Raw genomic sequence first — 26,033 nt, 5'->3', positions numbered from 1 at the left:
GTAAAATCGTCCATCGATCAAGCTTGGAGCGGGCATGCGGGAAGAAGAGAGCAAGGCTGTGCGTGGACGGGGCCGTCCGGCGCGCCCGCCCGAGGAAGCGCGCGAGGCGGCCGTGCAGGCCGCCACCTGGCTGCTGCTGCACGAAGGCTATGCGGCCACGACCATGGAAGCGGTGGCGCGCCACGCGGGCATGGCAAAAAAGTCGCTGTATCAATATGCGGCCAACCGCGAGGAACTGGTCGCCCTGGTGGTGCGCGGCTGGACGGATGCCTTCCTGCCGACCATGGCGCAGAATGCGGCCGCGCCTGGCGAAGTGCTGCCCTTATTGAAAGAGATCTTGCAGGCGATAGCGGCGCGCGTGCTGACGGCGGATGCCGTGGGCCTGTTCCGTTTGCTGTGCACGGAGTTTCCCGCCCGCGCCGATCTGCTGGCCGTATATCAGCGCAACGGCATCGAGCGGGGCACGGCCCTGCTGGCCGAGTGGCTGCAGCGCCAGGCTGCGCGCGGCCATCTGGTGCTGCACGATGGGAAGGAACTGGCCGGCTTGCTGCTGGCCATGGTGATCGCCGAGCCGCTGCGGCAGATGGCGCTGGACTTGCTCGCGCCCGTGCCGTCCTGGGATGCGGCGCCGCGCATCGACGCCGCGCTGCGCCTGCTGGGCGGCTCGGCCTTCAGCGTGGCTGGTGCTTCAGCGCTTCGCGGCGGCTGAGGGGAGAGAGCAGCTGGCGGTGCGCGTTGGCAAACGCCGTCACCGCCTCGGGTGCGTGGCGCGCGTAATCGCGCAAGGCCCAGCCGATGGCCTTGCGGATGAAAAACTCGTTTTCGTGGGCCAGCGCCAGCGCCGCGCCGAAAAGCCAGACCGCATCCGTGTTGGCGCGCCAGCCCAGCTGGTGCAGCATGGCGATGCGGCGCAGCCAGAAATCGTCATGGCGCAAGGCCGCGTCCATGTGCGCATGGCCATCGCCGCCGCGCAGGTGCTCCGCCTGCAGCACGTCGCCGACAATGCCTACCATGCCGTCCACGCTGTCCCACCATGCGCGCTGGCGCGCCAGGCCGAGCAGGGCGGGGATGTGCTCGATGCCCAGCTGGCGCCAGTGCAGGGCCAGCATGTCGAGCGCCACGTGCTGGTATTCGCGTTCCGGCTGCTGCCACAGCCGTTGCGCGTGATCCAGCAGCGTTGCGGGATCGATGCCCTTCAAACCTGCCAGCAAGCCCTTGGCGGCCATCCTCCGCTGCGGCGCGGCCACGCCCAGGAAAATGAACTGCTCGCGCATGTAGGCCTGCATGGGTGCCGCACGGCCCGGTTCGGCCGCCGCTTCCAGTGCGGCCTTCAGTTCTGCATGTAAATCCATCGCATCTCGCTTTTTTCAGACGTAAAAAAAGCGCCCCGAAGAGCGCTCTTGTTCAGCCATCCAAACGGCTGATAGAACCGTAGCGAGCGGCAGCGATTTGTGGCCGAGACGCGCAACCGTGCTGGAGCACGGTGAGCATCGCAGGCCGCAAAGCGCGACGCGCAGTAGCTTATATCAGGCGTTTTTATTGGATTTTGGCTTTCTTCATCAGTTCGTCGCGGTAGGCGGCGAGTTTCTTCTGTTGCAGCGACTCGGCCACTTGACCCTTGACTTCTTCCAGTGCCGGCAGCTTCGTCGGACGGGTTTCTTCCAGCTTGATCACGTGGAAGCCGAATTGCGATTGCACTGGCGTTTGCGTGACCTGGCCTGGTTTCAGGGCTACCATGGCGTCGGAGAATGGCTTCACGTACGAAGCTGGGCTAGCCCAGTCCAGGTCGCCGCCATTGGCTGCGGAACCGTCTTTCGATACTTTGGCCAGTTCTTCGAACTTGGCGCCGCCTTTCAGCTTGGCGATGATGTCTTTCGCTTCGGCTTCGGTGGCGACCAGGATGTGGCGTGCATGGTATTCCTTGTCGCCGGCCTGTGCCTTGAACTTGTCGTACTCGGCCTTGATTTCAGCGTCCTTGACGGGGTTTTTCTTGACGTAATCGGCCAGCAGGGCGTTGATGATGATGCTTTGACGGGCATTGTCGATCTGCGACTTGACTTCCGGACGCGTGCCGTAGCCTTGCTTGTCGGCTTCCTGGATCAGCACTTCGCGGCCGATCAGGTCTTTCTTGATGGCTTCGCGCAATTGCGGCGAATCAGCTTGCTTGCCTTGGGCGACGACTTGTTTGACGACTTGGTCAACGCGCGACGATGGGATGGCCTTGCCATTCACGGTGGCCACGTTTTGCGCGAACGCAGGGATCGCTACAACGGCGACCAGGGCTAAGATCAGGCGGGCTGGCTTCAAAATCATGTTCATTCCTAATAAATTTACAAAAACTGATACAAGAGATCGCGACTGCCGTGCAGTTCGCGTTCAGGCGCAGAATACACGACCGGCGCCGAAAAGGGCGCCGGGGAGGTCAGTTCTTATTGAACTTTCGCTTTTTTGATCATTTCTTCCTGATACGCTTGCAATTTCTTTTGCTGCAGCGCTTCGGCGATCTGTGGCTTGACTTCTTCCAGGGTAGGCAGTTTTGCCGCGCGGGTGTCGTCCAGCTTGATCACGTGGAAACCGTTAGGCGTTTGCACCGGGGTGTCGGTAACCTGGCCTTTTTGCAGTTTCACGAAGGCGTCGGAGAACACTTTCGGGAAGGACGATGGCGCTGCCCAGTCCAGGTCGCCGCCGTTGTCGGCCGAACCGCTATCTTTCGATTGCTTGGCCAGGTCTTCGAACTTGGCGCCGCCTTTCAGCTTGGCGATGATGTCTTTCGCTTCAGCTTCGGTGCCCACCAGGATGTGGCGCACGTGGTATTCCTTGTCGCCGGTCTGGGCCACGAAGCGGTCGTATTCCGCCTTGATTTCAGCGTCGTTGACGGGATTCTTTTTCAGGTAGTCGCCGACCAGGGCGTTGATGACGATGGCCTGGCGTGCGTTCTCGATTTGCTGCTTGACGGCTGCATCTTTACCGAAACCTTTGTTTTCCGCTTCTTGCATCAGCACTTCACGGCCGATCAAGTCCTTCTTGATCATTTCGCGCAGTTGCGGCGAATCCGGTTGCTGGCCTTGGGCGACGACTTGCTTGACGACTGCATCAACGCGCGACGATGGGATAGGCTTGCCATTAACAACGGCAACATTTTGCGCAAAAACAGGTACCGCGACAACGGCGAGTAGTGCGATCAGCAAGCGGGCTGGCTTAAAAGTCATTATTAAATCCTGTTAGGGAAAGTTTCGTAAAAAACGCATGGAAAGAAAACGCGTGCATGGCGCTTGCAGCAAACGGCATGCCAAGTTGCCCCGGTACGCCAAAAACGCCATCCTTACACTACTTCGGATGGCGCCAGTGCCACAATCGCCAATGCATGTATCTCATTATGCATCATATCGTGCACGGAATCATACACCAGTCGATGGCGCATGACGAGCCTGAGCCCCTCAAATTGACTAGAAATAATCCGCAGATTGTAATGGCCTCCGCCGGAGGCGGCGCCCGCATGGCCCCGGTGGCGTGCCGAGTCGTCTTCCAGCACGCATTCCAGAGGAGAAAGTGCCGTTTCCAGGCGGGTACGAATGCGCTGCATGCGCGTTTCCGGCGCGGTGTTTTCGGTGGTGGAGCTCATCATGCGTCTTCCTTGATATGTTTGGCCAGGAACAGGGTTTGCGCCACGATGAAGGCAAAGAAGATGCCCGTCGCGCCAAACGCCTTGAAGCTGACCCAGGCGGCCATGTCGCCCTTGTACAGCACGAAGGCGACGAACAGGTTCAGTGCGCCGATGGCGCCAAAGAAAATGATCCATGCGGCCAGCAACTGGTTCCAGACGGCATCAGGCAACTGCACTTGCGCTTCCATGGTCTTGCGGATCAGGTTTTTCTTGAAAACCACGTAGGCAATCAGGAGTGCCAGGCCGGACAGCCAGTAGATCAGGGTCGGCTTCCATTTCAGGAAGAAATCGTCATGCAGGTAAATGCTGGCGCCGCCGAACACGACAAAGATGAACAGCGACAGCCACAGCATGCCGTCCACCTTGCGCCCGCGCAGCAGCAGATAGCTGACCTGGCAAGCCGTGGCGACGATGCCGACGAGGGTGGCAAGTATCCACGGCGCCTGGTCGGCCTTGATCAGGCCGCCAGACACGAAGCCGGACAAATATTGCTGCACGAAATCGTGCGTGGCCGCTTCATACATGCCGCCCAGTTTAAAAGCGGCAAAGAAGGCGATCAGGGGGAATAGGTCGAATAGAAATTTCATGGCGAGACTTTACACTGGTCTTATTAGAATCATCTTAGGAATGGCTTAGGAGCAACGCCCAAGCCATTGCCAGATCAAGGCTGCGGATCGAAGCGCAAGGAAGCCGAATTGATGCAATAGCGCAAGCCGGTCGGCGGCGGCCCGTCCGGGAAAACGTGGCCCAGGTGGGCGTCGCAGACGGCGCAGACGATTTCCGTGCGCAGCATGCCGTGGCTGCGGTCGACGATTTCCGTGACATTCGCCGGATCGAGCGCCTGGAAATAGCTGGGCCAGCCGCAGCCCGAGTCGAACTTCGTGTCCGAGGCAAACAAGGGCGTGTTGCAGCAGACGCAGGTGTAGATGCCGTGTTCATGGTGGTCCCAGAACTTGCCCGTGAAGGCCCGTTCCGTGGCCGCGTGGCGCGTGACTTCGTATTGCATCGAGTCGAGCAGGGCGCGCCATTCGGCGTCGGTTTTTTTGACTTTATTGGTGGTCATAATGACTCCTCAGGATGAGCAACTGACTTCAAGGTGGCTGGCCCAGTCGGGCGGCAGGGCCGCATAGTGCTGGTGTTCGGGCTGTTCGTCAAATGGCTTTTGCAAAACTTCCAGCAATTTTGCCACTTCCGTGTAGTCCTGCTGCTGGGCTTTCTCGATGGCCACTTGCGCCAGGTAGTTGCGCAGCACGTATTTCGGGTTAACCTGGTTCATTGCCGCTTGCCGTTCGGCATCAACGCTGTGCTCCTGCAGCAGGCGCGCGCGGTACGCCGCTGCCCACGTATCGAAGGCGGGGCGGTCGATGAACATGTCGCGCAGCACGGTGTCGTGCTCGGGAGCGGCTATTTCCAGTGTCGCCAGCGCGCGGAAAAAGTTGGTGAAATCCACGTGGTTGGCTTGCATCAGGGCAAACATGCCGTCGAACAGTTGCGTATCGTCGTCGTGTTGCGTGCGCAAGCCCAGCTTGGCGCGCAGCAAGGTATTCATCTTCTCCGCAAACGCGGGCTGGTAGCTGTCCAGCGCCGCCTGCGCCTCGGCCACTTCACCGATCAGCGGCAGCAGGGCCTGGCCCAGCGCATAGCAGTTCCAGTGGCCCACCTGCGGCTGGTTGGCGTAGGAATAGCGGCCCTGCTGGTCCGTATGGTTGCAGATGTGCTCGGCATCGAACGCCTCCATGAAGCCGAAGGGGCCGTAATCGAGCGTCAAGCCCAGGATCGACATATTGTCCGTGTTCATGACGCCATGCATGAAGCCCACGGCTTGCCATTGCGCAATCATGTGCGCCGTGCGCACGCAGATTTCGGCCAGCAAGGCTTGATATGGATTTGATGCAGCGCGCAAATGGGGATAAAAACCGTCGATGATGTAATCGGCGAGGATTTTCAGCTCTTCCGGCTTCTTGCGGTAAAACCAGTGTTCAAACGAGCCGAAGCGCACAAAACTGGGGGCCATGCGCGTCACGACGGCTGCAGTCTCGACGGTTTCGCGCATGATGCCTTGCTGCGAACCCATGATGGAGAGCGCGCGCGAGGTGGGAATGTCCAGCGCCGCCATGGCTTCCGAACACAGGAACTCGCGGATGGACGAGCGCAGCACGGCGCGGCCATCACCCATGCGCGAATACGGCGTAGCGCCGGCGCCTTTCAGCTGCAGTTCCATCGGACCGTGTTCGGTGGCGATGTCGCCCAGCAGGATGGCGCGGCCATCGCCCAGCTGGCCAGCCCAGACGCCGAACTGGTGGCCCGAATACACGGCCGACAGGGGCAGTGAACGCTCGGCAACCGTATTGCCGCTCAGCAGCGCCACATAGTCGGGCTCGGCTAGACGCGCGGCATCGAGGCCGATGAGGGCTGCGGCCGGTGCGCTGGCGGCCACGAAATATGGGGCGGGCAGAGGCGTGGGCATCAAGCGCGTATAGAACGCGGGCGGCAAGGCCGCAAAGGCATTATCCAGTGGTAAGGTATGAGCGGTGATGGCAATTCCAGTCAGTAAGATGGACCGGCAAGGTGCGCCAGCCTAGAATGCGATTTTACCGCACAGCGCCAGGGCGCGTGGCGGGCGCTGTCGTGGGGGGCAATGCGGCAAAAAACGGAATCAAAAATTCCATGCTGCAATGCAATATCGAAATGCGTTGACGATTTCCGCACGACCGTACGAAACTAAGGAAAATCTTTAACTTCCAACAATAACCGAGTATCCAAACCAGGAGACACGATGTCGGCATTTCCCTTGAGTCCAGTGATGGGCCAGATGATGAATCAGCCCCTGCTGATTTCCAGCATTATCGAGTTTGCAGCGCGTCATTATGGCTGCGGCGAAATCGTGTCGCGCCGGGTGGAAGGCGATCTGCACCGTTATACCTACCGCGATTGCCACCAGCGCACGCGGCGCCTGGCGAATGCCTTGCACGGCTTGGGCATAGGCATGGGCGACCGGGTCGCCACCCTTGCCTGGAATGGCTACCGCCACCTGGAAGCGTACTATGCCGTGTCCGGCTCGGGCGCCGTGCTGCACACCATCAATCCGCGTTTGTTTCCCGAGCAGATCGCCTACATCTCGAACCACGCGGAAGACCAGGTGCTGCTGTTCGACCTGACCTTCCTGCCCGTGGTGGAAAAGATCGCCGCCGACTGCACCTTCGTGCGCCATTTCGTGCTGATGTGCGACCGCGACCGCATGCCCGCCAGCAGCAGCATTCCCGACCTGCTGTGCTATGAAGACCTGATCGACACGCATTCCGACGAGTATACCTGGCCCGTGTTCGATGAAAACTCGGCCGCCGCCCTGTGCTATACCTCGGGCACGACGGGCAACCCCAAGGGCGCCCTGTATTCGCACCGCTCGACCGTGCTGCACGCGTATGCTTCGGCCATGCCCAGCGCCCTCAACGTGCGCGCCACCGACACGGTCCTGCCAGTCGTGCCCATGTTCCACGTGAACGCCTGGGGCTTGCCGTATTCCGTGCTGCTGTCTGGCGCGCGCATGGTGTTTCCCGGCGCGGCGCTGGACGGCAAGTCGCTGTACGAACTGTTCGAATCGGAAAAAGTGACCTTCTCGGCCGGCGTACCCACGGTCTGGCTGGGCCTGCTGAACTATGCCTTGCAGAATGACCTGAAATTTTCCACCTTCCGCCGCACGGTGATCGGCGGCGCGGCGTGCCCGCCGGCCATGATGGATACCCTGATCGACAAGTTCGACGTGGAAGTCATCCATGGCTGGGGCATGACGGAAATGTCGCCGTTGGGCACCACGGGCGGCTTGCAGACCAAGCACCTGGCCATGGACAAGGAAGCGCAGCGCGATATCCTGCACAAGCAGGGCCATGCCATTTACGGTGTGGACATGAAGATCGTCGATGACGATGGCAAGGAATTGCCGTGGGATGGCGTGGCCTACGGCCATTTGCTGGTGAAAGGGCCATGGATCATTTCCGCGTACTACAAGAACGAGGGTGGCGAGGTGCTGCAGGATGGCTGGTTCCCCACGGGCGACGTGGCCACCATCGATGCGGACGGCTACATGCAGATCACGGACCGCAGCAAGGACGTGATCAAGTCGGGCGGCGAGTGGATCGGCACCATCGACCTGGAAAACCTGGCCATGGCGCACCCGGCCGTGCTGCAGGCGGCCTGCATCGGCGTATTCCACCCGAAATGGGACGAGCGTCCCGTGCTCGTCGTGGTGCTGCGCCCCGGCATGACGGTCACGCGCGAAGCGCTGTTGCAATTTTTTGAAGGCAAGATCGCCAAGTGGTGGACGCCCGACGACGTGCTGTTCATCGACGCCTTGCCCATGGGCGCCACGGGCAAGATCCAGAAGAACAAGCTGCGTGACCAGTTCAAGGGGCACAAGCTGCCGGGCTTGTAAAAAAACTTACGCCGCCTGCGGCAGCGCCGAGCCCAGCTTTTCCAGCAGATGGTCGCACTGGAAGACGGACAGGGTCTGGCGCTGCGCATCCGTGCCGATATCGATCATTTCATCCATTTCGCTGCGCAAGTCGTCATGCTCTCCCGTGCGGATGATTTGCGGCGCCGCAAAGCGCTGGCTGTCGGAAATGGTCATGATGTTGTCGACATGGTCGACGAGAAATCCGTAGCGCTCGGCCCCCCGTTCCACGATCAAAATCTTGCCCGCGCCCGTGTCCGCCAGCGGCGGCATGGCGTACAGCTGGCGCAGGTCGATGATGCTGATCATTTGCTGGCGCAGGTTGAGCATGCCGCGCATGCAGGCCGGCATGCCCGGTGGCGTGGTGATGGCGCCGCTGAAGTCGATGATTTCGCGCACTTGCCCGATTTCCACGGCGAAGCGGGTTTCCACCGTAAACGTGATGTAGACGCGGCGCTGCGCCTTGCGCTTGGCGGCGCTGCCCGCTTCCGTGTCGGACGGGTACAGGCGCGCGTGGCCGTCGCGCATCTCGATGATCTCCGCCTGCGACAAGATGCCCTTGTGGTCGAGGAAAATGATGTCGCCCAGACCCTCTTTCGTGATGCAGCCGGCAAACATGGCGGCGCGTGCTTTGCTCAGCAGGGGAATCGGCAGCACCTCGTCGCCAAAGAAATGCACGATGCTGTCGACGGAGTCGACGAGAAAGCCCACGGTCGTATCATCGAGGCGCACGACGATGATGCGCTGGTCGCTGGTCGCCGCCGTGCCGGAGCTGGCCGCCTGCAGCAGGGCGCCGAAGTCGACGACGGCCACCTGGCTGCCGCGAAAATGCATGCGCCCGAGGCACAGTTCGCTGTTCAGCAGGGAACTGTGCAGTTCCGGCACGCGGATGATTTCCTGGATGGCCAGCATTTCGAAGGCAAACGTGGCGCCGGCCGCATGGAAGCTGACGCACTGCCGGCGTTCGCTTTGCGCATGGTAGCGGGCCGAACTCAGCTTGGTGCCCGTCGCCTGCAGGGCCAGCACATGGGGTACGTTTTCGATGCGCAGCAGGGCATGCGGATCGAGTACCTGCAGCAGGCGCGCACCGCCGTCGAGCAGGATCGTGCCGGCGATGACGGCGTGGCTGTCGCCGGCCGCATATTGCAGGGCGCTGCGGGCGCTGGCGGGCACGCGCAGGATTTCACCCGTATCCTGGAAGACGATACCGACCAGCACTTGCTGGAAGTCGAGGATGGCGATCTTGTCCGTGGCCACGGCGCGCGGCGCATCGGCGCGGAACAAGCGCCCCAGGTTGACCACCGGAATGACGCTGCCGCGCAAGGTGAACATGCCTTCCAGATAGGCGGGCGACAGGGGCAGGGCCGTGACTTTCGCGGGGTAATTGACGACTTCGCGGATGCAGCTGGCGGGCAGGGCGAATTCATCGTCGCCCAGGTGGAAGGAGCCGAACAGCTCGGCGGCCGTTTCTCCATGGGCCTGCGCTTGCAAGCCCGTCGCTTCATGCATATCCATATGCGCCTTCCTTGCGTGGAATTAATTCGGGTTGCGCCACCACATCGGTGACGGCATAGCTGTGGTTGGCGCAATCGATCAGCAACTGACGCCCGTGGCGTCCGCCCAGCGCGCAAAAACTCACCGACAAGCCGCACTGGTCCAGGTATTTTTGCGCCGCTTCCGCATTTTGCCGTCCCACTTGCAAGCGCCCGTTGCGCGGGCCAAACATGCTGGCGCCGCCCGCCAGCACCACTTCGATATCGGCGTAATCGGCCTGGCGCACACCCATCATCCGCAGCAGCGAGGGCACGGCCTGGCTCACATAGCGTGCCCCCAGGCTGCTGTCGGTGCCCGGCGCTTCCGGCAGCAGGCAATGGGCCAGGCCGCAGCAGGGGCCATTCTTCCAGATGAAACCGATGCCGATGCAGGAGCCGAGCAAGGCTTGCAGCTGCTCGCCATGCGTGCCCACGCTGAGTTGCCCCATGCCAACATGGTGCAGCGGCAGGCTAGGATCGATGATGATGTTCATGCGCTACCCGCCTTATAAATCATGGGAAACTCGAATTGATAGCCGGTGCCGAGGCGGGCGATGGTTTCCGACTCGCCCAGGATCAGCCGGCCCTCGTCCTTGAGGCTGAGCCGTGCCTGGCGCAGCACGGTTTCCTGGTGCTCGGCATCGAAATAGATCAGCACATTGCGCAGGAACACCAGGTCGAACTGCCGCGCCGGGCGCAATGCTTCCAGCAGATTGTGCTGGGCAAAGCTGACGTGTTGCCGCAATTCCTCGTTGACCCTGACGCCATGCGGCGAGGGCGTGAAATATTTGCGCAGCAAGTCCGGATGCGACAGGCGGATGCGTTCGACGGAGCGGCCGCTGTACTGGCCGGCCCGCGCCGCGCCCAGGATTTGCTGCGAAATGTCGCTGGCCAGGATCTGGTAGCGGAAAGCGGGCGCTTGCAGCTTGAATTGCTCGCACAGCATGGCGATCGAATACAGCTCCTCGCCGCTGGCGGCCGCTGCCGACCAGATGGACAGGCAGCCGTCCGGATGCTCACGGGCCCAGACGGGCAGGTAGCGGTCGCGGAAGTAATCCCAGATGGACGGCGTGCGGAAGAACAGGGTGTCGTTGGTGGTCACCAGGTCGATGAAATGGGCCACCTCGTCGCGGTCGCTGCTGACGCGCTCCAGGTACGCCTGGTAGCTGTGCAGGGACAGCGCCCGCAGCCGAGGCTGCAAGCGCCGTTCCAGCAAGACGCTCTTGCGCGCTGTCATGGCGATGCCCGTATGCTGGCGCACCAGCGCGATCAGGGTCGTCAGCACCTCGGGCGTCAAGGTGGCCGCATGGCTCATGGCTTACACCACGAAGCCGGAGACAGTCTGGTTCAGGCTGCCAGCGCGCTCGTTCAAGCCATCCGTTGAGCGGGCGATGCTGTCGCAGTTGGCGGCCGACTTTTCCGTCTCCTCGGCGATGTACTGGATGGCCGTGGATACTTCGCGCGCCGTCAGCAGCTGTTCATTGGCCGCCTTCGAGATATCGGAAATGGCCAGCGTGGTCTTCGCCACGCCCGAGACGATCTTGTCGAAGGCATCGCTGGCCTGGCGAGAGATTTCGCTGCCCGTCGAGACGCGCTTGACGGATTCGTTGATCAGCTTGGAAATCTCTTTTGTTGCCTGCGAGGAGCGCTCGGCCAGCTTGCGCACCTCGTCGGCGACGACGGAAAAGCCCAGGCCGTGTTCGCCCGCGCGGGCCGCCTCGATGGCCGCATTGAATGCCAGCATATTCGTCTGGTTGGCGATTTCGCTGATCACCTTGACGATTTCGCCGATGTCTTCCGAGGAGCGGTTGATCAAGTCCATCGCCTCGATCGACTTGGCGACGGCGCGCGCGCCCGCTTCCGCTTCCTGCTGCGTGGCTTTCGCCAGGTAATCGGCGTTCGAGGTGTTTTCCGCGATGGAATTGATGGAGAACGTCAAACCGTCGATGGACGCGTTCATTTCTTCCACCGTGGCGCCCAGCGCCTGCGTGCCCACGGCCACGCCCGTGGCCCGTTCGGCGATCGCGTGCGAGGCGTCGGCAAAGCCGTTCGCGGCCGATACCACGTTGCCGATCACGCCGCGCAAGTCGACGATCATCTTGCTGATGCCGCCGGCGAGCAGGTCGATCGGCTCGTCGCCCTCGGGCACGATATTGCAGGTCAGGTCGCCTTGCGCCGCGCGCGCCACCGATTCAAGCAGGGCATTGACCTTGCGGCTGTCGTTGGCGGCCTTGGACTGGATACTGTTTTCCAGGTTCACCTGTTCCGTGATGTCGATGGCGAACTTGACCACTTTATACGGCTTGCCATTCAGGTCCAGGATGGGGTTGTAGGTGGCCTGTATCCACACTACCTTGCCATGGTTGCCCAGGCGCTTGTAGCGGCCCGCGTCGAATTCGCCGCGGTTGAGCTTTTGCCAGAATTTCTTGTACTCGGGGCTGCTCGCATACTCGGGCTCGCAAAACATGCGGTGGTGTTCGCCCTGGATATCGCTCAAGTCGTAGTCCATGACGGCGAGGAAATTGTCGTTTGCGTCCAGCACATTGCCGTGCATGTCGAATTCGATCACGGCCTGCGCCTTGCCGATGGCGCTGACCTTGCCTTCGTATTCGGCATTGCGCATTTTCAGGGCCGTGATGTCGCTGGCGAACTTGACCACCTTGAAGGGCCGGCCTTCCGCATCGAAAATCGGGTTATACGAGGCATTGAGCCAGATTTCGCGGCCGTCCTTGGTGACGCGCTTGTATTCGCCCGAGTCGAACTGGCCTTGCCCCAGTTTCTGCCAGAACTGCGCATAGTCGTCGCTCCTGGCGTAGTCGGGCAGGCAAAACATGCGGTGGTGCTTGCCCTTGATCTCGTCGAGCGTGTAGCCGACGGACTTGAGGAAATTGTCGTTGGCGTCGAGGATGGTGCCGTCGAGCCGGAACTCGATCACGGCCTGGGCCTTGCTGATGGCGTCGATCTTGCCTTCATAATCGGCGTTGCGGCGCTTGCTGGCCGTGATGTCGGTGGCAAACTTGATGACTTTATACGGCTTGCCGTCCGCATCGAGGATGGGATTGTAGGACGCATTGATCCACACTTCGCGCCCATCCTTGGCGCGGCGCTTGTATTCGCCATGGTCGAACTCGCCACGTCCCAGTTTGGCCCAGAAGGTGGCGTATTCGGCCGTTTTCACATAGTCGGGATCGCAGAAGATGGCATGGTGCTTGCCTTGCACTTCGTCCAGGGTATAGCCGAGGACGCGCAGGAAATTGTCATTCGCATGCAGGATGGTGCCGTCGAGTTCGAATTCGATGACGGCCTGGACACGGTTCAATGCAGTATTTATCGCTTGTAAGTCCAGATCCTGGGAGTGGCTGACATGGCTGGCTGCGTCCATAGTATTTCCTTCGGGGTGAGAAGAGGAATGGGAACGATAAGGCTGCTGTTATTATTTTTTCTGCTATCCATATAAGGCAGCGATGTTATTGCATGGATCGACATCTGGTGATAATCGGTGAGAATGTGCGCGATCAACGGCCGCCAGTGTTTGCCCTGCGGTTTGCCTTATAGTGGATAAATTGTAGAGTATTGATTTGAATCAACAATTTGATTATTCCCCAGCATCTGGCGAAAAACAAGGGGCGGAAATAAATAATGTCAAAACTGTCGTAATTGACCCATGCCCGCATATAACAAAGCCTTTACTTTGCATAATAAAACGCCGTTATTATTATTGTGCTTTTATTATTTAAATGAATATCCAAGTGATAGCTTCTACGGGAGCTTGCTGCTTGCAGCAGAATCTTTCCGCAAACGATGTTGTACCATGGCGTACCATGCTGGCGCCGGGCACGCCACGACAAAAATAATACGAGCGTTCTTTTATGCGGTATAGTGAAGCTTCATCCCTTGCAACCACCTCATCGCTGAGCAAAATCAATAAGGAAGAGACATGAGTGCTGAATATCAAGTAAACGGCGCCGTTGCCGTCATTACCCTCGCCAATCCGCCCGTCAATGGACTGGGCCTGGCCACGCGCACGGCCGCCGTGGCCGGCATCCGCCAGGCGCTGGCGGACGAGTCCGTCAAAGCCATCGTCATCACGGGCGCTGGCAAGGCATTTTCGGGCGGTGCCGATATCAAGGAATTCAATTCGCCCAAGGCGCTCACGGAACCGACTCTCCACACCCTGATCAACGTCGTCGAGCAATCGACCAAGCCGGTCGTGGCGGCCATCCACAGCGTCTGTATGGGTGGCGGCCTGGAGCTGGCGCTGGGCTGTAACTACCGCGTGGCCGCGCCGGGCGCGCAGATGGCCTTGCCGGAAGTCAAACTCGGCATCTTGCCGGGCGCGGGCGGCACGCAGCGCCTGCCGCGCGTGCTGGGTCTGGAAATGGCCCTGAACATGATCGTCTCGGGCACGCCCGTCGCGTCCGAAAAACTGGCCGGCACGGCCCTGTTCGACGAAGTCATCGCGCCCGGCGCGGACTTGCTGGCCGCCGCCGTGGCCTTCGCCACCAAAGTGGGCGACGTGCGCCCGCTGCCGAAAGTGCGCGAGCGCAAGGTCGATTACCCGAACCACGAAGCGTTTTTGCAGTTTTCGCGCAATACCGTGAAAGCCATGTCCGGCCCGTTCCCCGCACCGCTGAAATGCGTCGATGCCGTGGCGGCCGCCGTGACGATGAAATTCGACGAAGGCTTGAAGTACGAGCGTGAACTGTTCATGCAGCTGGTGCAGTCGCCCGAATCGAAAGCCCTGCGCCACGCCTTCTTTGCCGAACGCGTCGCCAGCAAGGTGCCGGACGTGCCGTCCGACACGCCCGTGCGCACGATCGCCAGCGCTGCCATCGTCGGCGCCGGCACCATGGGCGGCGGCATCGCCATGAATTTCGCCAACGCGGGCATTCCCGTCATCTTGCTGGAAACGAAGCAGGAAGCGCTGGACAAGGGCCTGGCCACCATCCGCAAGAATTACGAGAACACGGTGAAGAAGGGCAAGCTGACGCAAGAGAAGGCCGAGCAGCGCATCGCGCTCGTTAGCGGCACGCTGGCCTACGCCGACATTGCGCAGGCGGACATCGTCATCGAAGCCGTCTTCGAGGAACTGGGCGTGAAGGAAACCGTCTTCAAGCAGCTGGACGCCGTCATGAAGCCGGGCGCCATCCTCGCCTCGAACACGTCGACCCTGGACCTGGACAAGATCGCCGCGTTCACCCAGCGCCCGCAAGACGTGATCGGCACGCATTTCTTCAGCCCCGCGAACGTCATGAAGCTGCTGGAAATCGTCCGCGGCAAGGAAACCGGCAAGGACGTGCTGGCCACGGCGCTGGCGCTGTCGAAAAAGCTGAAAAAGACGGGCGTCGTCTCGGGCGTGTGCGACGGTTTCATCGGCAACCGCATGATCGAACAGTACAGCCGCCAGGCCGGTTTCCTGCTGGAAGAAGGCTGTCTGCCGGAACAGGTCGACAAGGCGGTCGAGAAATTCGGCTTCGCCATGGGCCCGTTCCGCATGGGCGACCTGGCCGGCAACGACATCGGCTGGGCCATCCGCAAGCGCCGCTACGTGGAAAAACCGGAAGTGACGTATTCGAAGACGGCCGACCTGCTGTGCGAACTGGGGCGTTATGGCCAGAAGACGGGCGCCGGCTGGTATGACTACAAGCCGGGCGACCGCAAGGCGTATCCGTCGGAACAGGTCAACGCCATGATAGTCCAGCATTCCGCCGACATCGGCGTGGCACGGCGCAAGATCAGCGACCAGGAAATCGTCGAACGCCTCGTGTATGCGCTCGTCAATGAAGGCGCGCGCATCCTGGAAGAGGGCATCGCCCTGCGCGCCTCGGACATCGATATGGTGTATCTGACGGGCTACGGTTTCCCGCTGTTCCGCGGCGGCCCGATGTTCTACGCGGATACGGTCGGCTTGCCGAACGTGCTCGATACGATCGCCGGCTATGCGAAAGGCCGCCACGGCGAAGCGTGGACGCCAGCGCCGCTGCTGGTGAAGCTGGCGGGCGAGGGCAGGGGCTTTAACAGCTGATGAGGCACGGTTGAAAAGATGTAGGTCGGATTAGCGAGGCTCCGCCTCGCGTAATCCGACAACATTGTTGGCCATAGCGGTGTCGGATTACGCGGCATGCCGCTAATCCGACCTACGTTGTTATTTCTTCTTCGCCACCATCTTGACCGCCTCGTTGACGATGACGGGATTGTCCTTCTGGATGTAGTAGCCGGCGCCCGTGATGCGCTCGATGGCTGGCGCGCCGGACAGGCGCTGCCAATCCCTTTCCTGGGCCCGCACGACGTTTTCAAACGATCCCATTTCCTCGATGCCGAATTTGTCGCGCACCAGCAGCATGGCGGGCACGCGCAGCGGGCTGCTCATGTCGACATGTTGCAGGCACTGCGTCTGAGCATCGAATTCGGCCGATTCCGTACTGTTGAACATCAGCTTGCGCCGCGTCTTGACGAGCATGGCGTAGGTGGACGCGTCCGTCTGCAGGCGGTTCCATTGCTGCGGGTGCGTGGGATCGAGCAAGACCAGGCCGGCCACGTCCTGCGGGTACAGCCTCGCATATACGTACTGGTACAGCCCGCCCAAGCCATGGCCGACCAGCACATACGGCGGTTTCAAGCCCGCTTGCGCCAGCAGGGCACGCTGCTGGGCAGCAATGGTGCAGGGATCGCGCGGCGTGGTGGTCTTTTTGCTCTCGCCGTAGCCGGGACGGTCGTACACGAGCACGCGGTGCTGCCTGGCCACTTCGGGCACCACCTTGGCCCACACGTCCTTGCCGTCGCCCATGGCCGACTGGAAGACCACGGGCAAGCCGCCCTGGCCGCTCAGGGTGTAGGCGATGCTGGCATCGGGCAGGGCGGCGGTGGCCGGCACGCCTGGCATGACCGGGGTGGATGGCAACAGGGAGCAGCCGGAAAAACAGCCTGCCAGCAGCAAGCCGGCGCTGGAGAGGAGCATGGTGCGCGCGGGGCGGCCGACGAATAGATGATGCATGAATCTCCTTCTTGGTGCACGGACCGGGGACCGGTATGGCTTGCCAGCCATTATAGGCAAATCGTGCCGAAGTGGAAATGCCGAACAGAGGCGGATTTACTGTCCTGTCAGCCGGCGTCGGCGCGATGGCAGACGGCTTCGATGCGGTTGCCGTCCGGATCGAACAAAAAGGCCGCGTAATAGCTGGCGTGATAGTGGCGCAAGCCGGGCGCGCCCAGGTCGATGCCGCCGTGCGCCAGTCCCGCGTGCCAGAACGCTTCCACGGCCGCGCGCGAGGGGGCCTTGAAGCAGCAATGGCGGCGCGGCGCGTCGTCGGGCTTGGGACCCAGGCGCACGGAAAAATAGCTGCGCTCGGGATGCTCCGCATCGCTGCGCTCGCCGTAGCCTATCCAGGCGTTGGCATGGTCGCTGCCCACCTTGGGCACGTTCAGCGCGGCAAAGATGGCGTCATAGAAGCGCTCGGCGCGCTCCAGATCGCTGACAGTGAGGGAAACGTGATCGAGCATGGGCACTCCGCTGTAAAAACAAGGACGGCCATAGCATAGCCCGGATCAGGGCGGCCGTGGGCGGGAGTGACCGAGTGATACTGCCGGTGGCCGACTGCCGGTTAAGTGCGGCTGGCGCACGCACATGGCGCACCGGCCGGGCAGGCGGGGCAGCTTGGTGATGCCGGGCGCGCCAGGCGGGCCACGATATTGCGGCTGATGACTTGCACGCGGGGCGCGAACAGCATCACGGCGCAGAAGGCCACGGGCCAGGCGGCAAAGAACGCATGGCGCCAGCGGGGCAGGAAGTCGGCCTGCAGGCCGATATTCAGCCAGGTGACCCAGGCGCTCATCAGCAGGGTCATGACCAGCGACATCAGGAAGGCAAATACACAGCGCAAACGCAGGGCTTCGGACATGGTGCACTTTCAAGATATGAGGATAGGGCAGCGTAACGACTTGCAGCAATCTATACTAGAGCCATATTTTTAATTTCAAATTCCGAAAATGCAATCATGCTTGATGACTTAGCCCTGTTTGTCGCCATTGTCGAGGCGGGTAGCCTGCATGCGGCGGCCGTGAAGGAAGAGTTGCCCGCCGCGACCGTCACGCGCCGGCTGCAAAAGCTGGAAAGCCAGCTCGGCTACCGCTTGCTCAACCGCAGCGCGCGCCGCCTGCAGCCGACGGCGGAAGGCTGGCAATACTACGAGCAGTGCCGCCCCCTCGTGCATGCCTTGCGGCAGGCGACGCAGCAGCTCGACGCCAGCCTGTCGGCCGTTTCGGGCAGCATCCGCGTGCTGGCGCCCGTCAACTTCGCCAGCGGCTTGCTGACGCCGGCCTGGGTCAGTTTCATGCAGAAGTATCCGGATATCCGCCTCGAGCTGGAACTGTCGAACCTGCTGCAAGACCTGGTGGGCAGCGGCGCCGACCTGGCCATCCGCGTGGGCGCGCTCGACGATTCCTCGCTGATGCAGCGCCGGCTGGGCAGTGCCGCGTTGGTGATGGTGGCCGCGCCCGGCTATCTGGCGCGCGCCGGTGTGCCGCGCGACTTGCAGGAATTGGAAAAGCACGAGCTGATCGTGGCCGAGCCGCTGCGCAGCTGGCGGCTGCGGCGGCCCGGCGACGGCGCCGAAATGGTGATCGAACCGCAGGCGCGCCTGCGCGTCAACGAGATGCGTCTGGCCGTGGAGATGGCCGACGCGGGCATCGGCATCCTGCTGTGCCCGCTTTTGCAATGCCGCGAGGAAGTGGCCCGGGGCAGCCTCGTGCGCGTCTTGCCCGACTGGATGCCGCAGCCGCGCCATGTGTATGCCGTGTGGACGCAGCGGCGCTACCTGCCGGCCCGCGTGCGCGTGCTGCTCGAGCACCTGGCGGCGTTTGCGGCGGATAATCCCTTGTTGAACGAGGAGCCGGGCGTTTAGCTTGCCTGTTGCTGCGCCAGCCACAGCGTGAACTGGCGCAGCGCTGGCGTAAAACCGCTGGCTGGCGCGGCACCGGGCCTGGCCTGGGCCAGGAAATACGCGATGGGCGCCTGCATGGCGGGAGAGTGCCGCAGCAACAGCGCGACATGCTCGTCCAGGCTGGCGGGCCAGCCTGGATCGCCATCCTGGCGCAGGGTGTTGCAGGAACGGATCAGCTTGCGCGACGCTTCGCGCTGCAGGCGGGCGATGACGGCAGGGTCGCGCTCGTCATCAAGGCGCTGCGCATACTTGTCCAGCACGCGGGCAAAGTCGCCATTCACGGCCAGGGCAATGGCGCGCGAGGGCGCGAACGGCGCAAAGTGCCGCGCCAGGTCTTCGCCCCACAGGCAGCGGCACTGGTGCTTGAGCCAGTAGCCCCAGCTGTACAGGTGTTCGGGCGCCAGTACCTGGGCCCGGTGGCCGATATCGAAATCGATCTTCATGACTTCCCGGTGGCGCGCCTGCAAGGCCAGGCGCAGCGCTTCCAGCGCGCCGGCCTGCTGCTGCGTGGGCGGATGGCGCAGTACCAGGGTCAGGTCGAGGTCGGATACGCCCGGCGTGGCGTCGCCGCGGGCGACGCTGCCATACAGGTATATGCCGTCCAGCAAGTTACCGGCGTGCGCAGCCAGGCTGGCGCAAACGTCTTGCAGCAAGGCGTCGAAGTGGTGCTGCAGTGGGCCGCAGGGGGCGGGAGGAATGGTCGGCATGCCTGGTACGAATCCGCTGGGAGAAACTGCCACCATAGCATGCAGTGGCGGGCGCGCAGGCAATCCTTTCCATTAAGTAATACCGAGCGCTTGTACTTTTCGTCAAGATCGCGTTAAGATAAAGCTGCCCGCTTATCCAGTGGGCAATCTGGTGTTTTTTCGCGCAATCCCGTCCCTATCCATGAGAGTAGCAATGAAATATCTGATCATTCCCTTCTTGCTGGCCATCACTGGCTGCGAAGTACTGTATGACGCAAACCGGGACAAGATCGGCGAGTATTGCAACAGCCTTAATAATTTTGACGACCGGAATGCCTGCCGCAAGCGCAACCAGACCAGCTACCAGGAATACGTGCAGCAGCGCGACCAGCTGAAAAAGGGCAAGAGCGACAAGTAAGTTCGGCAAGTTTGCCGCCGCATACGCCGCATAAAAAAACGCCGCTGACGAGTCAGCGGCGTTTTGCTTTGCGGACCCCGGCCTTGCGACCGGGGCATGCATCAGATCAGTCGTCGGCGTAGATATTGTTGTCCTTGGTTTCCTTGACGAACAGGGTGCCGATCACGACAGTCGCCAGGGCGACGACGATCGGATACCACAGGCCGTAATAGATATCGCCCTTGAAGGCCACCAGCGCGAAGGCCGTGGTCGGCAGCAAGCCGCCGAACCAGCCGTTACCGATATGGTAGGGCAGGGACATCGAGGTGTAGCGGATACGGGTCGGGAACATTTCCACCAGCATGGCGGCGATCGGGCCATACACCATGGTCACGTACAGCACCAGGATGAACAGCAGCAAGACGACCATCGGCTTGTTGATCTGGTCCGGATCGGCTTTCGCAGGGTAGCCCGCTTCCTTGATGCCGGCGCCCAGTTCTTTCTTCAGCGCCGCTTCGTGGGCCTTGCTTTCCGCATCGAAGTTCAAGCCATCGGCCGTCATGACGGCGTTAAACGACGTGAATTCCTTCGTGCCGATGCGTACCTTGGCGATGCTGCCCGCCGGTGCGTCTTCCTTCGTGTAGTTCACCGAGCTGTTCGACAGGAAGCCCGTGGCGATGTCGCACGACGATGGGAATTTCTTCGTGCCCGTCATGTTGAACTGGAAGTGGCAGGAAGCAGGATCGGCGACCACCACCACTGGCGAGTTCTTCAGTGCCGCTTCCAGCTGCGGATTGGCGAAGTGGGTCAGGCCGTTGAAGATCGGGAAATAGGTCGCAGCGGCGATCAGGCAGCCGCCGAGGATGATGTACTTGCGGCCGATGCGGTCGGACAGGCTGCCGAAGAACAGGAAGAATGGCGTGGCCAGCAGCAGGGCGATGGCGACGAGCACGTTGGCCGTTGCCAGGTCCACTTTCAGCGTCTGGATCATGAAGAACAGGGCGTAGAACTGGCCCGTGTACCAGACGACTGCCTGGCCGGCCGTCAGGCCGATCAGGGCCAGGATGACGATCTTCAGGTTTTTCCACTTGCCGAACGCTTCCGTCAGCGGGGCTTTCGAGGTCTTGCCCTCGGCTTTCATCTTGGCAAACGCCGGCGATTCATTCATGGCCAGGCGGATCCACACGGAAATACCCAGCAGGATGACGGAGACCAGGAAGGGAATGCGCCAGCCCCATGCCTCGAAATCCTTCTCGCCGGTCGCCAGGCGGGTACCCAGGATGACCATGAGCGACAGGAAGAAGCCCAGGGTTGCCGTCGTTTGTATCCACGCCGTGAACGCGCCGCGCTTGCCTTCAGGCGCGTGCTCGGCCACATAGGTGGCTGCGCCGCCGTACTCGCCGCCCAGCGCCAGGCCTTGCAGGATGCGCAGGAAAACGAGGATGATCGGTGCCGCGATGCCGATGGAAGCGTGGCCCGGCAGCAAGCCGACGATGAAGGTGGAGCCGCCCATGATCAGGATGGTGATCAGGAAGGTGTACTTGCGGCCGATCATGTCGCCCAGGCGGCCGAAGACGAGCGCGCCGAACGGACGCACGATGAAGCCGGCGGCAAAGGCCAGCAGCGCGAAGATGAAGGTGGTGGTAGGGTCGCCGATGAAGAATTGCTTGGCGATGATGGAAGCGAGCGAACCGTACAGGTAAAAATCGTACCATTCAAAGACGGTGCCCAAGGATGATGCAAAGATGACCTTGCGTTCCTCAGGCGTGATCGGAGTGCCTTTGGTGGAAAATTTCCGTACGTCGGCCGAGCCGGATGGTGATGCCATGGTTTGTCTCCCTATGTTTTATAGTGAACTGGTGCCGCGGTCTTTTTGACCATTCTTGCAACAGCTGGAGGCGAGTGTGTTCTCCTAACCTTACGTCATGCTTGCTTGAAACTTACGCCAAGCTTACAAATTGATGCGCACCAGAACTTTGCGAACGATCGTACTTAAATGTGCTATTCTGATTCCGCAGATATTCCACCCCATAATATTCCCCACAAGGAGACACAGCATGAATGAAGCCGTCATCGTATCGACCGCCCGCACGGGCCTGGCCAAGTCCTGGAAGGGCGCGTTCAACATGACGCATGGCGCCACCCTGGGCGGCCACGTGCTGGCGGCCGCCGTCGAGCGCGCGCGCATCGAGGCGGAGGAAGTGGAAGACGTGCTGGTCGGCTGCGCCTTCCCGGAAGGCGCCACGGGCGGCAATATCGCGCGCCAGGTGGCCTTGCGCGGCGGCTGCCCCGTGACGACGGCTGGCATGACCGTCAACCGCTTCTGCTCGTCGGGCTTGCAGGCGATCGCCCTGGCGGCGCAGCGCATCATCGCCGGCGAAGGCGATATCTATGCGGCCGGCGGCGTGGAATCGATTTCCTGCGTGCAAAATGAAATGAATACGCATATGTACCGCGACGTCTGGCTGCAGCAGCACAAGCCGGAAGTGTACTGGCCCATGCTGCAGACGGCCGAAACCGTGGCCAAGCGCTACCAGATCTCGCGCGAACGCCAGGATGTGTATGGTGCGCAAAGCCAGCAGCGCGCCGCCGCGGCCCAGGCGGCCGGCCTGTTCGACGCGGAAATCGTGCCGATGACCACCATCATGGGCGTGGCCGACAAGGCCAGCGGCATGCTGGTATCGCGCGAAGTGACGATCTCCGCCGATGAAGGCATCCGTGCCGACACGACCTACGACGGCGTGGCGAAGATCCGTCCGGCCATCCCGGGCGGCGTCATCAGTGCCGGCAACGCCAGCCAGTTTTCCGATGGCGCGGCGATGGCCATCGTCATGAATGCGAAAGTGGCCGAAGCGAAAGGGCTGCAGCCGCTGGGCATCTTCCGCGGCTTTGCCGTGGCCGGCTGCGAACCCGATGAAATGGGCATCGGCCCCGTGTTTGCCATCCCGAAACTGCTGAAAAAGGCGGGCTTGACTGTTGCCGACATCGGCCTGTGGGAGCTCAACGAAGCGTTCGCCGTGCAAGTGCTGTATTGCGCCGATACCCTGGGCATCCCCATGGACCGCCTGAACGTCAACGGCGGGGCGATTGCCGTCGGCCACCCGTATGGCGTGTCGGGCGCCCGCCTGACGGGCCATGCCTTGATCGAAGGCAAGCGCCGTGGCGTCAAATACGTGGTGGTGACCATGTGCATCGGTGGCGGGCAGGGCGCGGCCGGCCTGTTCGAAGTGCTGTAAGGTAGGTTTTATCCAGTCTGCGGGCGGCTTACAAGGCCGCCCGTTTGCATTGCGCGTCCGTTTCCTGCAAGGCGCGCCGATAGCGGGTACAGTAATGCTTCATTAATAAACAACCAGCCTGCCACCATGATCAAGCACATCGTTTTCTGGAAACTGTTAGACCACGCCGAAGGCGCCGACCGCGCCACGAACGCCTTGAAACTGAAAGCCCTGCTCGATTCCTGCTCGGACCTGGTGCCCGGTATCCTGAAATTCGAAGCAGCCGTGGCCCAGCCAGGCCTGGAAGCCACCTACGACATCGTCCTGTACAGCGAGTTCGCCAGCCGCGAAGCGCTCGACGCTTACCAGAACCATCCCGAGCACGTGAAGATCAAGCCGTTCTTTGGGGCCGTGCGGGAAGCACGGCAATGTATGGATTACGAAGTGTGAAAACCCGTTAACCCCAAAGCGAAGGGCTGGGGTCAGACCCTGAGGGTTTGACCCCGGACTTTGCCTTTGGGGTTCATTTGACAAATGACAGGAGCATTCATGACCACCTACCAACGCATCGTCCTCGCCTCGCGCCCCGCTTCCAATGAGGAAGTGCAGCCGGCACATTTCCGTCTGGAAACCAAAGAGATTCCCGCCATCGCGGATGGCCAGTTGCTGGTGCGTAACCAGTATCTGTCGCTCGATCCTTACATGCGCGGGCGCATGAGCGCCAATAAAAGCTATGCGGCGCCGCAGGCGCTCGATGAAACCATGATCGGCGGCACGGCGGGCGTGGTGCTGGAATCGAAGCATCCGAAGTTTGCCGCAGGCGACACCGTCGTGGGGACTTTGGGCTGGACGGAAGTGGCCGTGTCGGACGGCACCATGCTGCGCAAGGTCGACACGACGCATATTCCCGCCTCGGCCTACCTGGGGTCCGTCGGCATGCCGGGCATGACCGCCTGGTATGGATTGAACCAGATCATGGCGCCGAAAGCGGGCGAAACGGTGGTCGTGTCGGCCGCCAGCGGCGCCGTGGGCAGCGTCGTGGGGCAACTGGCGAAATTGAAAGGCTGCCGCGTGGTCGGCATCGCCGGCGGCGCCGACAAGTGCGCGTATGTGGTGAATGAACTGGGTTTCGATGCCTGCGTCGATTACAAGGCGGGCAATCTGGAGGCTGACCTGGCGGCGGCCACGCCGGACGGCATCGACGCCATCTTTGAAAACGTGGGCGGCGCCATCTTCGATGCAGCGCTGGCGCGCACCAACGCGTTTGGCCGCGTGGCCGTGTGCGGCTGGATCGCCGGCTATAACGGCGAGCCGACGCCGCTCGACAATGCGCGCCTGATCCTCACCAACCGCCTCACCGTGCGCGGCTTCATCGTGTCGGAACAGCCGGAATTCTGGCCGCAAGGATTGGCGGAACTGGGAACATTGGTGGCGACGGGCAAGCTGAAATTCCGCGAATCCGTGGCCGATGGCCTGGCCAGCGCGCCGCAAGCGTTCATCGGCCTCTTAAAAGGGCGCAACTTCGGCAAGCAATTGGTGAAACTGGCCTGACCTTCCTTCCGCAAGGCGGGCCGTGCGACAATTGCGGCCCGTCTCTTACTAGCGCATACCCATGACCAAGCACACCATCCGCCTCGGCGACTGGGCCACCCTGGGCCCTGACGCCACCGCCATCCGTTTCGAAGTCTTTGTCGATGAACAGAAAGTGCCGGCCGAGATCGAACTCGACGACATGGATGCCGTCTGCCTGCACGCCGTTGCCTACGACGGTGCCGGCAACGCCATCGGCACGGGACGTTTATTGCCAGACGGCCACATCGGCCGCATGGCCGTGCGCCAGCCGGGCCGCGGCACGGGCGTGGGCGGCGCCATTCTGACCTTGCTGATGGACAAAGCCCGCGAACGGGGCGATGCGGCGGTGGTGCTCAATGCGCAGACCGTGGCCGCGCCATTCTATGCGCGCCACGGTTTCGTGCAGCAGGGGGAAGTGTTTGAAGAGGCGGGGATTGCGCATGTGGAGATGCGGCTGGTGTTCTAGGGTGTTGTCGGATTACGCGCATAGCGCTAATCCGACCTACGACGTCAACGGTAGGTCGGGTTAGCGCGCAGCGCGTCACCCGACACCACCAGCACAATCAGTTCTGCGCGTGGCTCTGGCGCCATTTATCCAGAATCACGGCCAGCACGATCACGACACCTTTCGCCACGTACTGCCAGAACGACGACAGGCCCAGAATCGTCAAGCCATTGTTCATCACGCCGATGATCAGGGCGCCGATGACGGTGCCCCAGACGGAGCCCACGCCGCCCATCAGGCTGGTGCCGCCCAGCACGACGGCCGCGATGGCGTCCAGCTCATATCCCGTGCCCCAGTTGCCGTTGGCTGCATACAGACGGCTGGCCGACATGGCGCCGCCCAAGCCCGCGAACAGGCCGCTGATCGTGTAGACAAACATCAGCACGAGGCCGACCTTGATGCCTGTCAAGCGTGCCGCCTGGATATTGCCACCGACAGCGTAGATATGCAGGCCCAGGGTGGTCTTGCGCAGGATGAACCAGGTCAGCACGACGACGGCCGCTGCCAGCCAGATCAGCCAGGGCACGGCCAGGAAGCTGCCGTTACCCATCCATTCGAAGCTGGGGATTTCCGTGTTCAGCACGCTGGTGCCGTCGGCGAACAGGTAGGCTGCGCCGCGCAGGGCCGTCATGGTGCCCAAAGTCACCACGAACGGGTTCAGGCCGACGAGGGCCACCAGCACGCCATTGAGCGCGCCCAGCAGCAGGCCGACGATGAGGAAGGCGGGAATCGAGAAGCCGGCGAACTGGGCCGACAGGGACATCAGCATGCCTGCAACGGCCGAGACAGCCAGCACGGAGCCGACGGACAAATCGATGCCGCTCGTCAGAATGACGAAGGTCATGCCCGACGCCAGCACGATATTGATCGACACCTGGCGGAAGATGTTCATGGTGTTATTGCTGGTCATGAACGTCGATGTGCCATCGGCCGAGAAGTACACGGTCAGGCCATACATGGCCAGGTAGAGCACCACCAGCACGGGCAGCATGCCCAGGCGGCGCATCAGGTTCGAGGCATTGAAGGGTTCGCCGGCGCGCGCGGCGCCGCGGGTGGTGCTAGTTGTCATCATGAGT

The 26,033-nt window shown here is 61.8% G+C and carries 26 protein-coding genes; 9 read left to right on the top strand and 17 right to left on the bottom strand.

Annotation, left to right across the window (positions count from 1 at the left end; all coding sequences use genetic code 11):
• The first annotated feature begins 34 nt into the window (after positions 1–34).
• Complete coding sequence (locus O3297_RS07815; protein ID WP_305048273.1) at positions 35–709, top strand: TetR/AcrR family transcriptional regulator; 675 nt, start codon at positions 35–37, stop codon at positions 707–709.
• On the opposite strand, the gene O3297_RS07810 is transcribed toward O3297_RS07815, so the two are convergent.
• The 7 genes from O3297_RS07810 to O3297_RS07780 all read right to left on the bottom strand — a co-directional run bounded on the left by O3297_RS07810 (position 672) and on the right by O3297_RS07780 (position 6,179).
• Positions 672–1,352: a DNA alkylation repair protein gene (locus tag O3297_RS07810; RefSeq protein WP_305048272.1), complete on the bottom strand. Its 681-nt coding sequence runs from the start codon at positions 1,350–1,352 to the stop codon at positions 672–674. The genes O3297_RS07815 and O3297_RS07810 overlap by 38 nt on opposite strands.
• A 184-nt stretch (positions 1,353–1,536) precedes the next feature.
• On the bottom strand, positions 1,537–2,313 hold the full coding sequence (locus O3297_RS07805; protein WP_034756072.1) for a peptidylprolyl isomerase: 777 nt from the start codon (positions 2,311–2,313) through the stop codon (positions 1,537–1,539).
• Positions 2,314–2,429: 116 nt separating this feature from the next.
• Positions 2,430–3,209 carry a peptidyl-prolyl cis-trans isomerase gene (locus O3297_RS07800; protein ID WP_034784620.1) on the bottom strand — a complete coding sequence of 260 codons (780 nt, stop codon included), beginning with the start codon at positions 3,207–3,209 and terminating at the stop codon, positions 2,430–2,432.
• 113 nt (positions 3,210–3,322) lie between these two features.
• The gene (locus O3297_RS07795; RefSeq protein WP_225317325.1) at positions 3,323–3,625 is read right to left on the bottom strand and encodes a BolA family transcriptional regulator; all 303 of its coding nucleotides are present in this window, start codon (positions 3,623–3,625) and stop codon (positions 3,323–3,325) included.
• Positions 3,622–4,251, bottom strand: a complete 630-nt coding sequence (locus tag O3297_RS07790) for a septation protein A (RefSeq protein WP_305048270.1) — start codon at positions 4,249–4,251, stop codon at positions 3,622–3,624. The genes O3297_RS07795 and O3297_RS07790 overlap by 4 nt, the downstream gene beginning before the upstream one ends.
• 74 nt (positions 4,252–4,325) lie before the next feature.
• Entirely contained in the window at positions 4,326–4,727 is a 402-nt protein-coding gene (msrB, locus tag O3297_RS07785; protein ID WP_305048269.1) for a peptide-methionine (R)-S-oxide reductase MsrB, read from the bottom strand.
• Positions 4,728–4,736: 9 nt separating this feature from the next.
• On the bottom strand, positions 4,737–6,179 hold the full coding sequence (locus O3297_RS07780) for a YdiU family protein (RefSeq protein WP_305049629.1): 1,443 nt from the start codon (positions 6,177–6,179) through the stop codon (positions 4,737–4,739).
• Positions 6,180–6,440: 261 nt separating this feature from the next.
• Between O3297_RS07780 and O3297_RS07775 the strand changes: the two genes are divergently transcribed.
• Positions 6,441–8,093 carry a 3-(methylthio)propionyl-CoA ligase gene (locus O3297_RS07775; RefSeq protein WP_151095446.1) on the top strand — a complete coding sequence of 551 codons (1,653 nt, stop codon included), beginning with the start codon at positions 6,441–6,443 and terminating at the stop codon, positions 8,091–8,093.
• Between the two features lie 6 nt (positions 8,094–8,099).
• Here the strand turns inward: O3297_RS07775 and O3297_RS07770 are convergent, their stop codons facing one another.
• The 4 genes from O3297_RS07770 to O3297_RS07755 are packed head-to-tail and all read right to left on the bottom strand — an operon-like array spanning position 8,100 to position 13,025.
• The gene (locus O3297_RS07770; protein ID WP_305048268.1) at positions 8,100–9,626 is read right to left on the bottom strand and encodes a chemotaxis protein CheW; all 1,527 of its coding nucleotides are present in this window, start codon (positions 9,624–9,626) and stop codon (positions 8,100–8,102) included.
• On the bottom strand, positions 9,613–10,137 hold the full coding sequence (locus tag O3297_RS07765; protein WP_052140344.1) for a chemotaxis protein CheD: 525 nt from the start codon (positions 10,135–10,137) through the stop codon (positions 9,613–9,615). The genes O3297_RS07770 and O3297_RS07765 overlap by 14 nt, the downstream gene beginning before the upstream one ends.
• Positions 10,134–10,958, bottom strand: a complete 825-nt coding sequence (locus tag O3297_RS07760) for a protein-glutamate O-methyltransferase CheR (protein ID WP_099393744.1) — start codon at positions 10,956–10,958, stop codon at positions 10,134–10,136. The genes O3297_RS07765 and O3297_RS07760 overlap by 4 nt, the downstream gene beginning before the upstream one ends.
• Before the next feature lie 3 nt (positions 10,959–10,961).
• Entirely contained in the window at positions 10,962–13,025 is a 2,064-nt protein-coding gene (locus O3297_RS07755) for a PAS domain-containing methyl-accepting chemotaxis protein (protein ID WP_080753571.1), read from the bottom strand.
• 555 nt (positions 13,026–13,580) lie between these two features.
• Between O3297_RS07755 and O3297_RS07750 the strand changes: the two genes are divergently transcribed.
• A complete protein-coding gene (locus tag O3297_RS07750) occupies positions 13,581–15,668 on the top strand; it encodes a 3-hydroxyacyl-CoA dehydrogenase NAD-binding domain-containing protein (RefSeq protein WP_211549764.1) in 2,088 nt (695 codons plus the stop codon).
• Positions 15,669–15,788: 120 nt separating this feature from the next.
• On the opposite strand, the gene O3297_RS07745 is transcribed toward O3297_RS07750, so the two are convergent.
• The 3 genes from O3297_RS07745 to O3297_RS07735 form a co-directional block, all read right to left on the bottom strand.
• Positions 15,789–16,637 carry an alpha/beta fold hydrolase gene (locus tag O3297_RS07745; RefSeq protein ID WP_305048267.1) on the bottom strand — a complete coding sequence of 283 codons (849 nt, stop codon included), beginning with the start codon at positions 16,635–16,637 and terminating at the stop codon, positions 15,789–15,791.
• Positions 16,638–16,744: 107 nt separating this feature from the next.
• Positions 16,745–17,143: a VOC family protein gene (locus O3297_RS07740; protein WP_092604987.1), complete on the bottom strand. Its 399-nt coding sequence runs from the start codon at positions 17,141–17,143 to the stop codon at positions 16,745–16,747.
• A gap of 101 nt (positions 17,144–17,244) precedes the next feature.
• The gene (locus tag O3297_RS07735) at positions 17,245–17,541 is read right to left on the bottom strand and encodes a DUF2798 domain-containing protein (RefSeq protein ID WP_305048266.1); all 297 of its coding nucleotides are present in this window, start codon (positions 17,539–17,541) and stop codon (positions 17,245–17,247) included.
• Positions 17,542–17,637: 96 nt separating this feature from the next.
• Here O3297_RS07735 and O3297_RS07730 point away from each other — a divergent pair, with 96 nt between their 5' ends.
• Entirely contained in the window at positions 17,638–18,543 is a 906-nt protein-coding gene (locus tag O3297_RS07730) for a LysR family transcriptional regulator (protein WP_092604985.1), read from the top strand.
• Here the strand turns inward: O3297_RS07730 and O3297_RS07725 are convergent.
• Positions 18,540–19,289, bottom strand: coding sequence for a nucleotidyltransferase domain-containing protein (locus tag O3297_RS07725; protein ID WP_305048265.1), 750 nt, complete (start codon positions 19,287–19,289; stop codon positions 18,540–18,542). The genes O3297_RS07730 and O3297_RS07725 overlap by 4 nt on opposite strands.
• Positions 19,290–19,482: 193 nt before the next feature.
• Here O3297_RS07725 and O3297_RS07720 point away from each other — a divergent pair, with 193 nt between their 5' ends.
• Positions 19,483–19,686 carry a hypothetical protein gene (locus tag O3297_RS07720; protein WP_034784610.1) on the top strand — a complete coding sequence of 68 codons (204 nt, stop codon included), beginning with the start codon at positions 19,483–19,485 and terminating at the stop codon, positions 19,684–19,686.
• Positions 19,687–19,792: 106 nt separating this feature from the next.
• On the opposite strand, the gene O3297_RS07715 is transcribed toward O3297_RS07720, so the two are convergent.
• Positions 19,793–21,493 carry an MFS transporter gene (locus O3297_RS07715; RefSeq protein ID WP_034784609.1) on the bottom strand — a complete coding sequence of 567 codons (1,701 nt, stop codon included), beginning with the start codon at positions 21,491–21,493 and terminating at the stop codon, positions 19,793–19,795.
• Positions 21,494–21,722: 229 nt separating this feature from the next.
• Between O3297_RS07715 and O3297_RS07710 the strand changes: the two genes are divergently transcribed.
• From O3297_RS07710 to O3297_RS07695, 4 genes are all read left to right on the top strand, one after another.
• Positions 21,723–22,901, top strand: coding sequence for an acetyl-CoA C-acyltransferase (locus O3297_RS07710; RefSeq protein ID WP_070279674.1), 1,179 nt, complete (start codon positions 21,723–21,725; stop codon positions 22,899–22,901).
• A 126-nt stretch (positions 22,902–23,027) separates the two neighbouring features.
• Entirely contained in the window at positions 23,028–23,330 is a 303-nt protein-coding gene (locus O3297_RS07705; RefSeq protein WP_058048132.1) for a Dabb family protein, read from the top strand.
• A gap of 99 nt (positions 23,331–23,429) precedes the next feature.
• Positions 23,430–24,431: an NADP-dependent oxidoreductase gene (locus tag O3297_RS07700; RefSeq protein WP_305048264.1), complete on the top strand. Its 1,002-nt coding sequence runs from the start codon at positions 23,430–23,432 to the stop codon at positions 24,429–24,431.
• A gap of 61 nt (positions 24,432–24,492) precedes the next feature.
• Entirely contained in the window at positions 24,493–24,918 is a 426-nt protein-coding gene (locus O3297_RS07695) for a GNAT family N-acetyltransferase (protein ID WP_092604982.1), read from the top strand.
• A gap of 97 nt (positions 24,919–25,015) precedes the next feature.
• Here the strand turns inward: O3297_RS07695 and O3297_RS07690 are convergent, their stop codons facing one another.
• Positions 25,016–26,026, bottom strand: a complete 1,011-nt coding sequence (locus O3297_RS07690; RefSeq protein WP_070279901.1) for a ribose ABC transporter permease — start codon at positions 26,024–26,026, stop codon at positions 25,016–25,018.
• Positions 26,027–26,033: the final 7 nt, after the last annotated feature.

This window comes from Janthinobacterium sp. SUN128 (assembly GCF_030587275.1).
Lineage (GTDB): Bacteria > Pseudomonadota > Gammaproteobacteria > Burkholderiales > Burkholderiaceae_D > Janthinobacterium > Janthinobacterium lividum.
The sequence above is the reverse complement of the archived record's forward strand: the minus strand, read 5'-3'. Positions and strand labels throughout refer to the sequence as shown.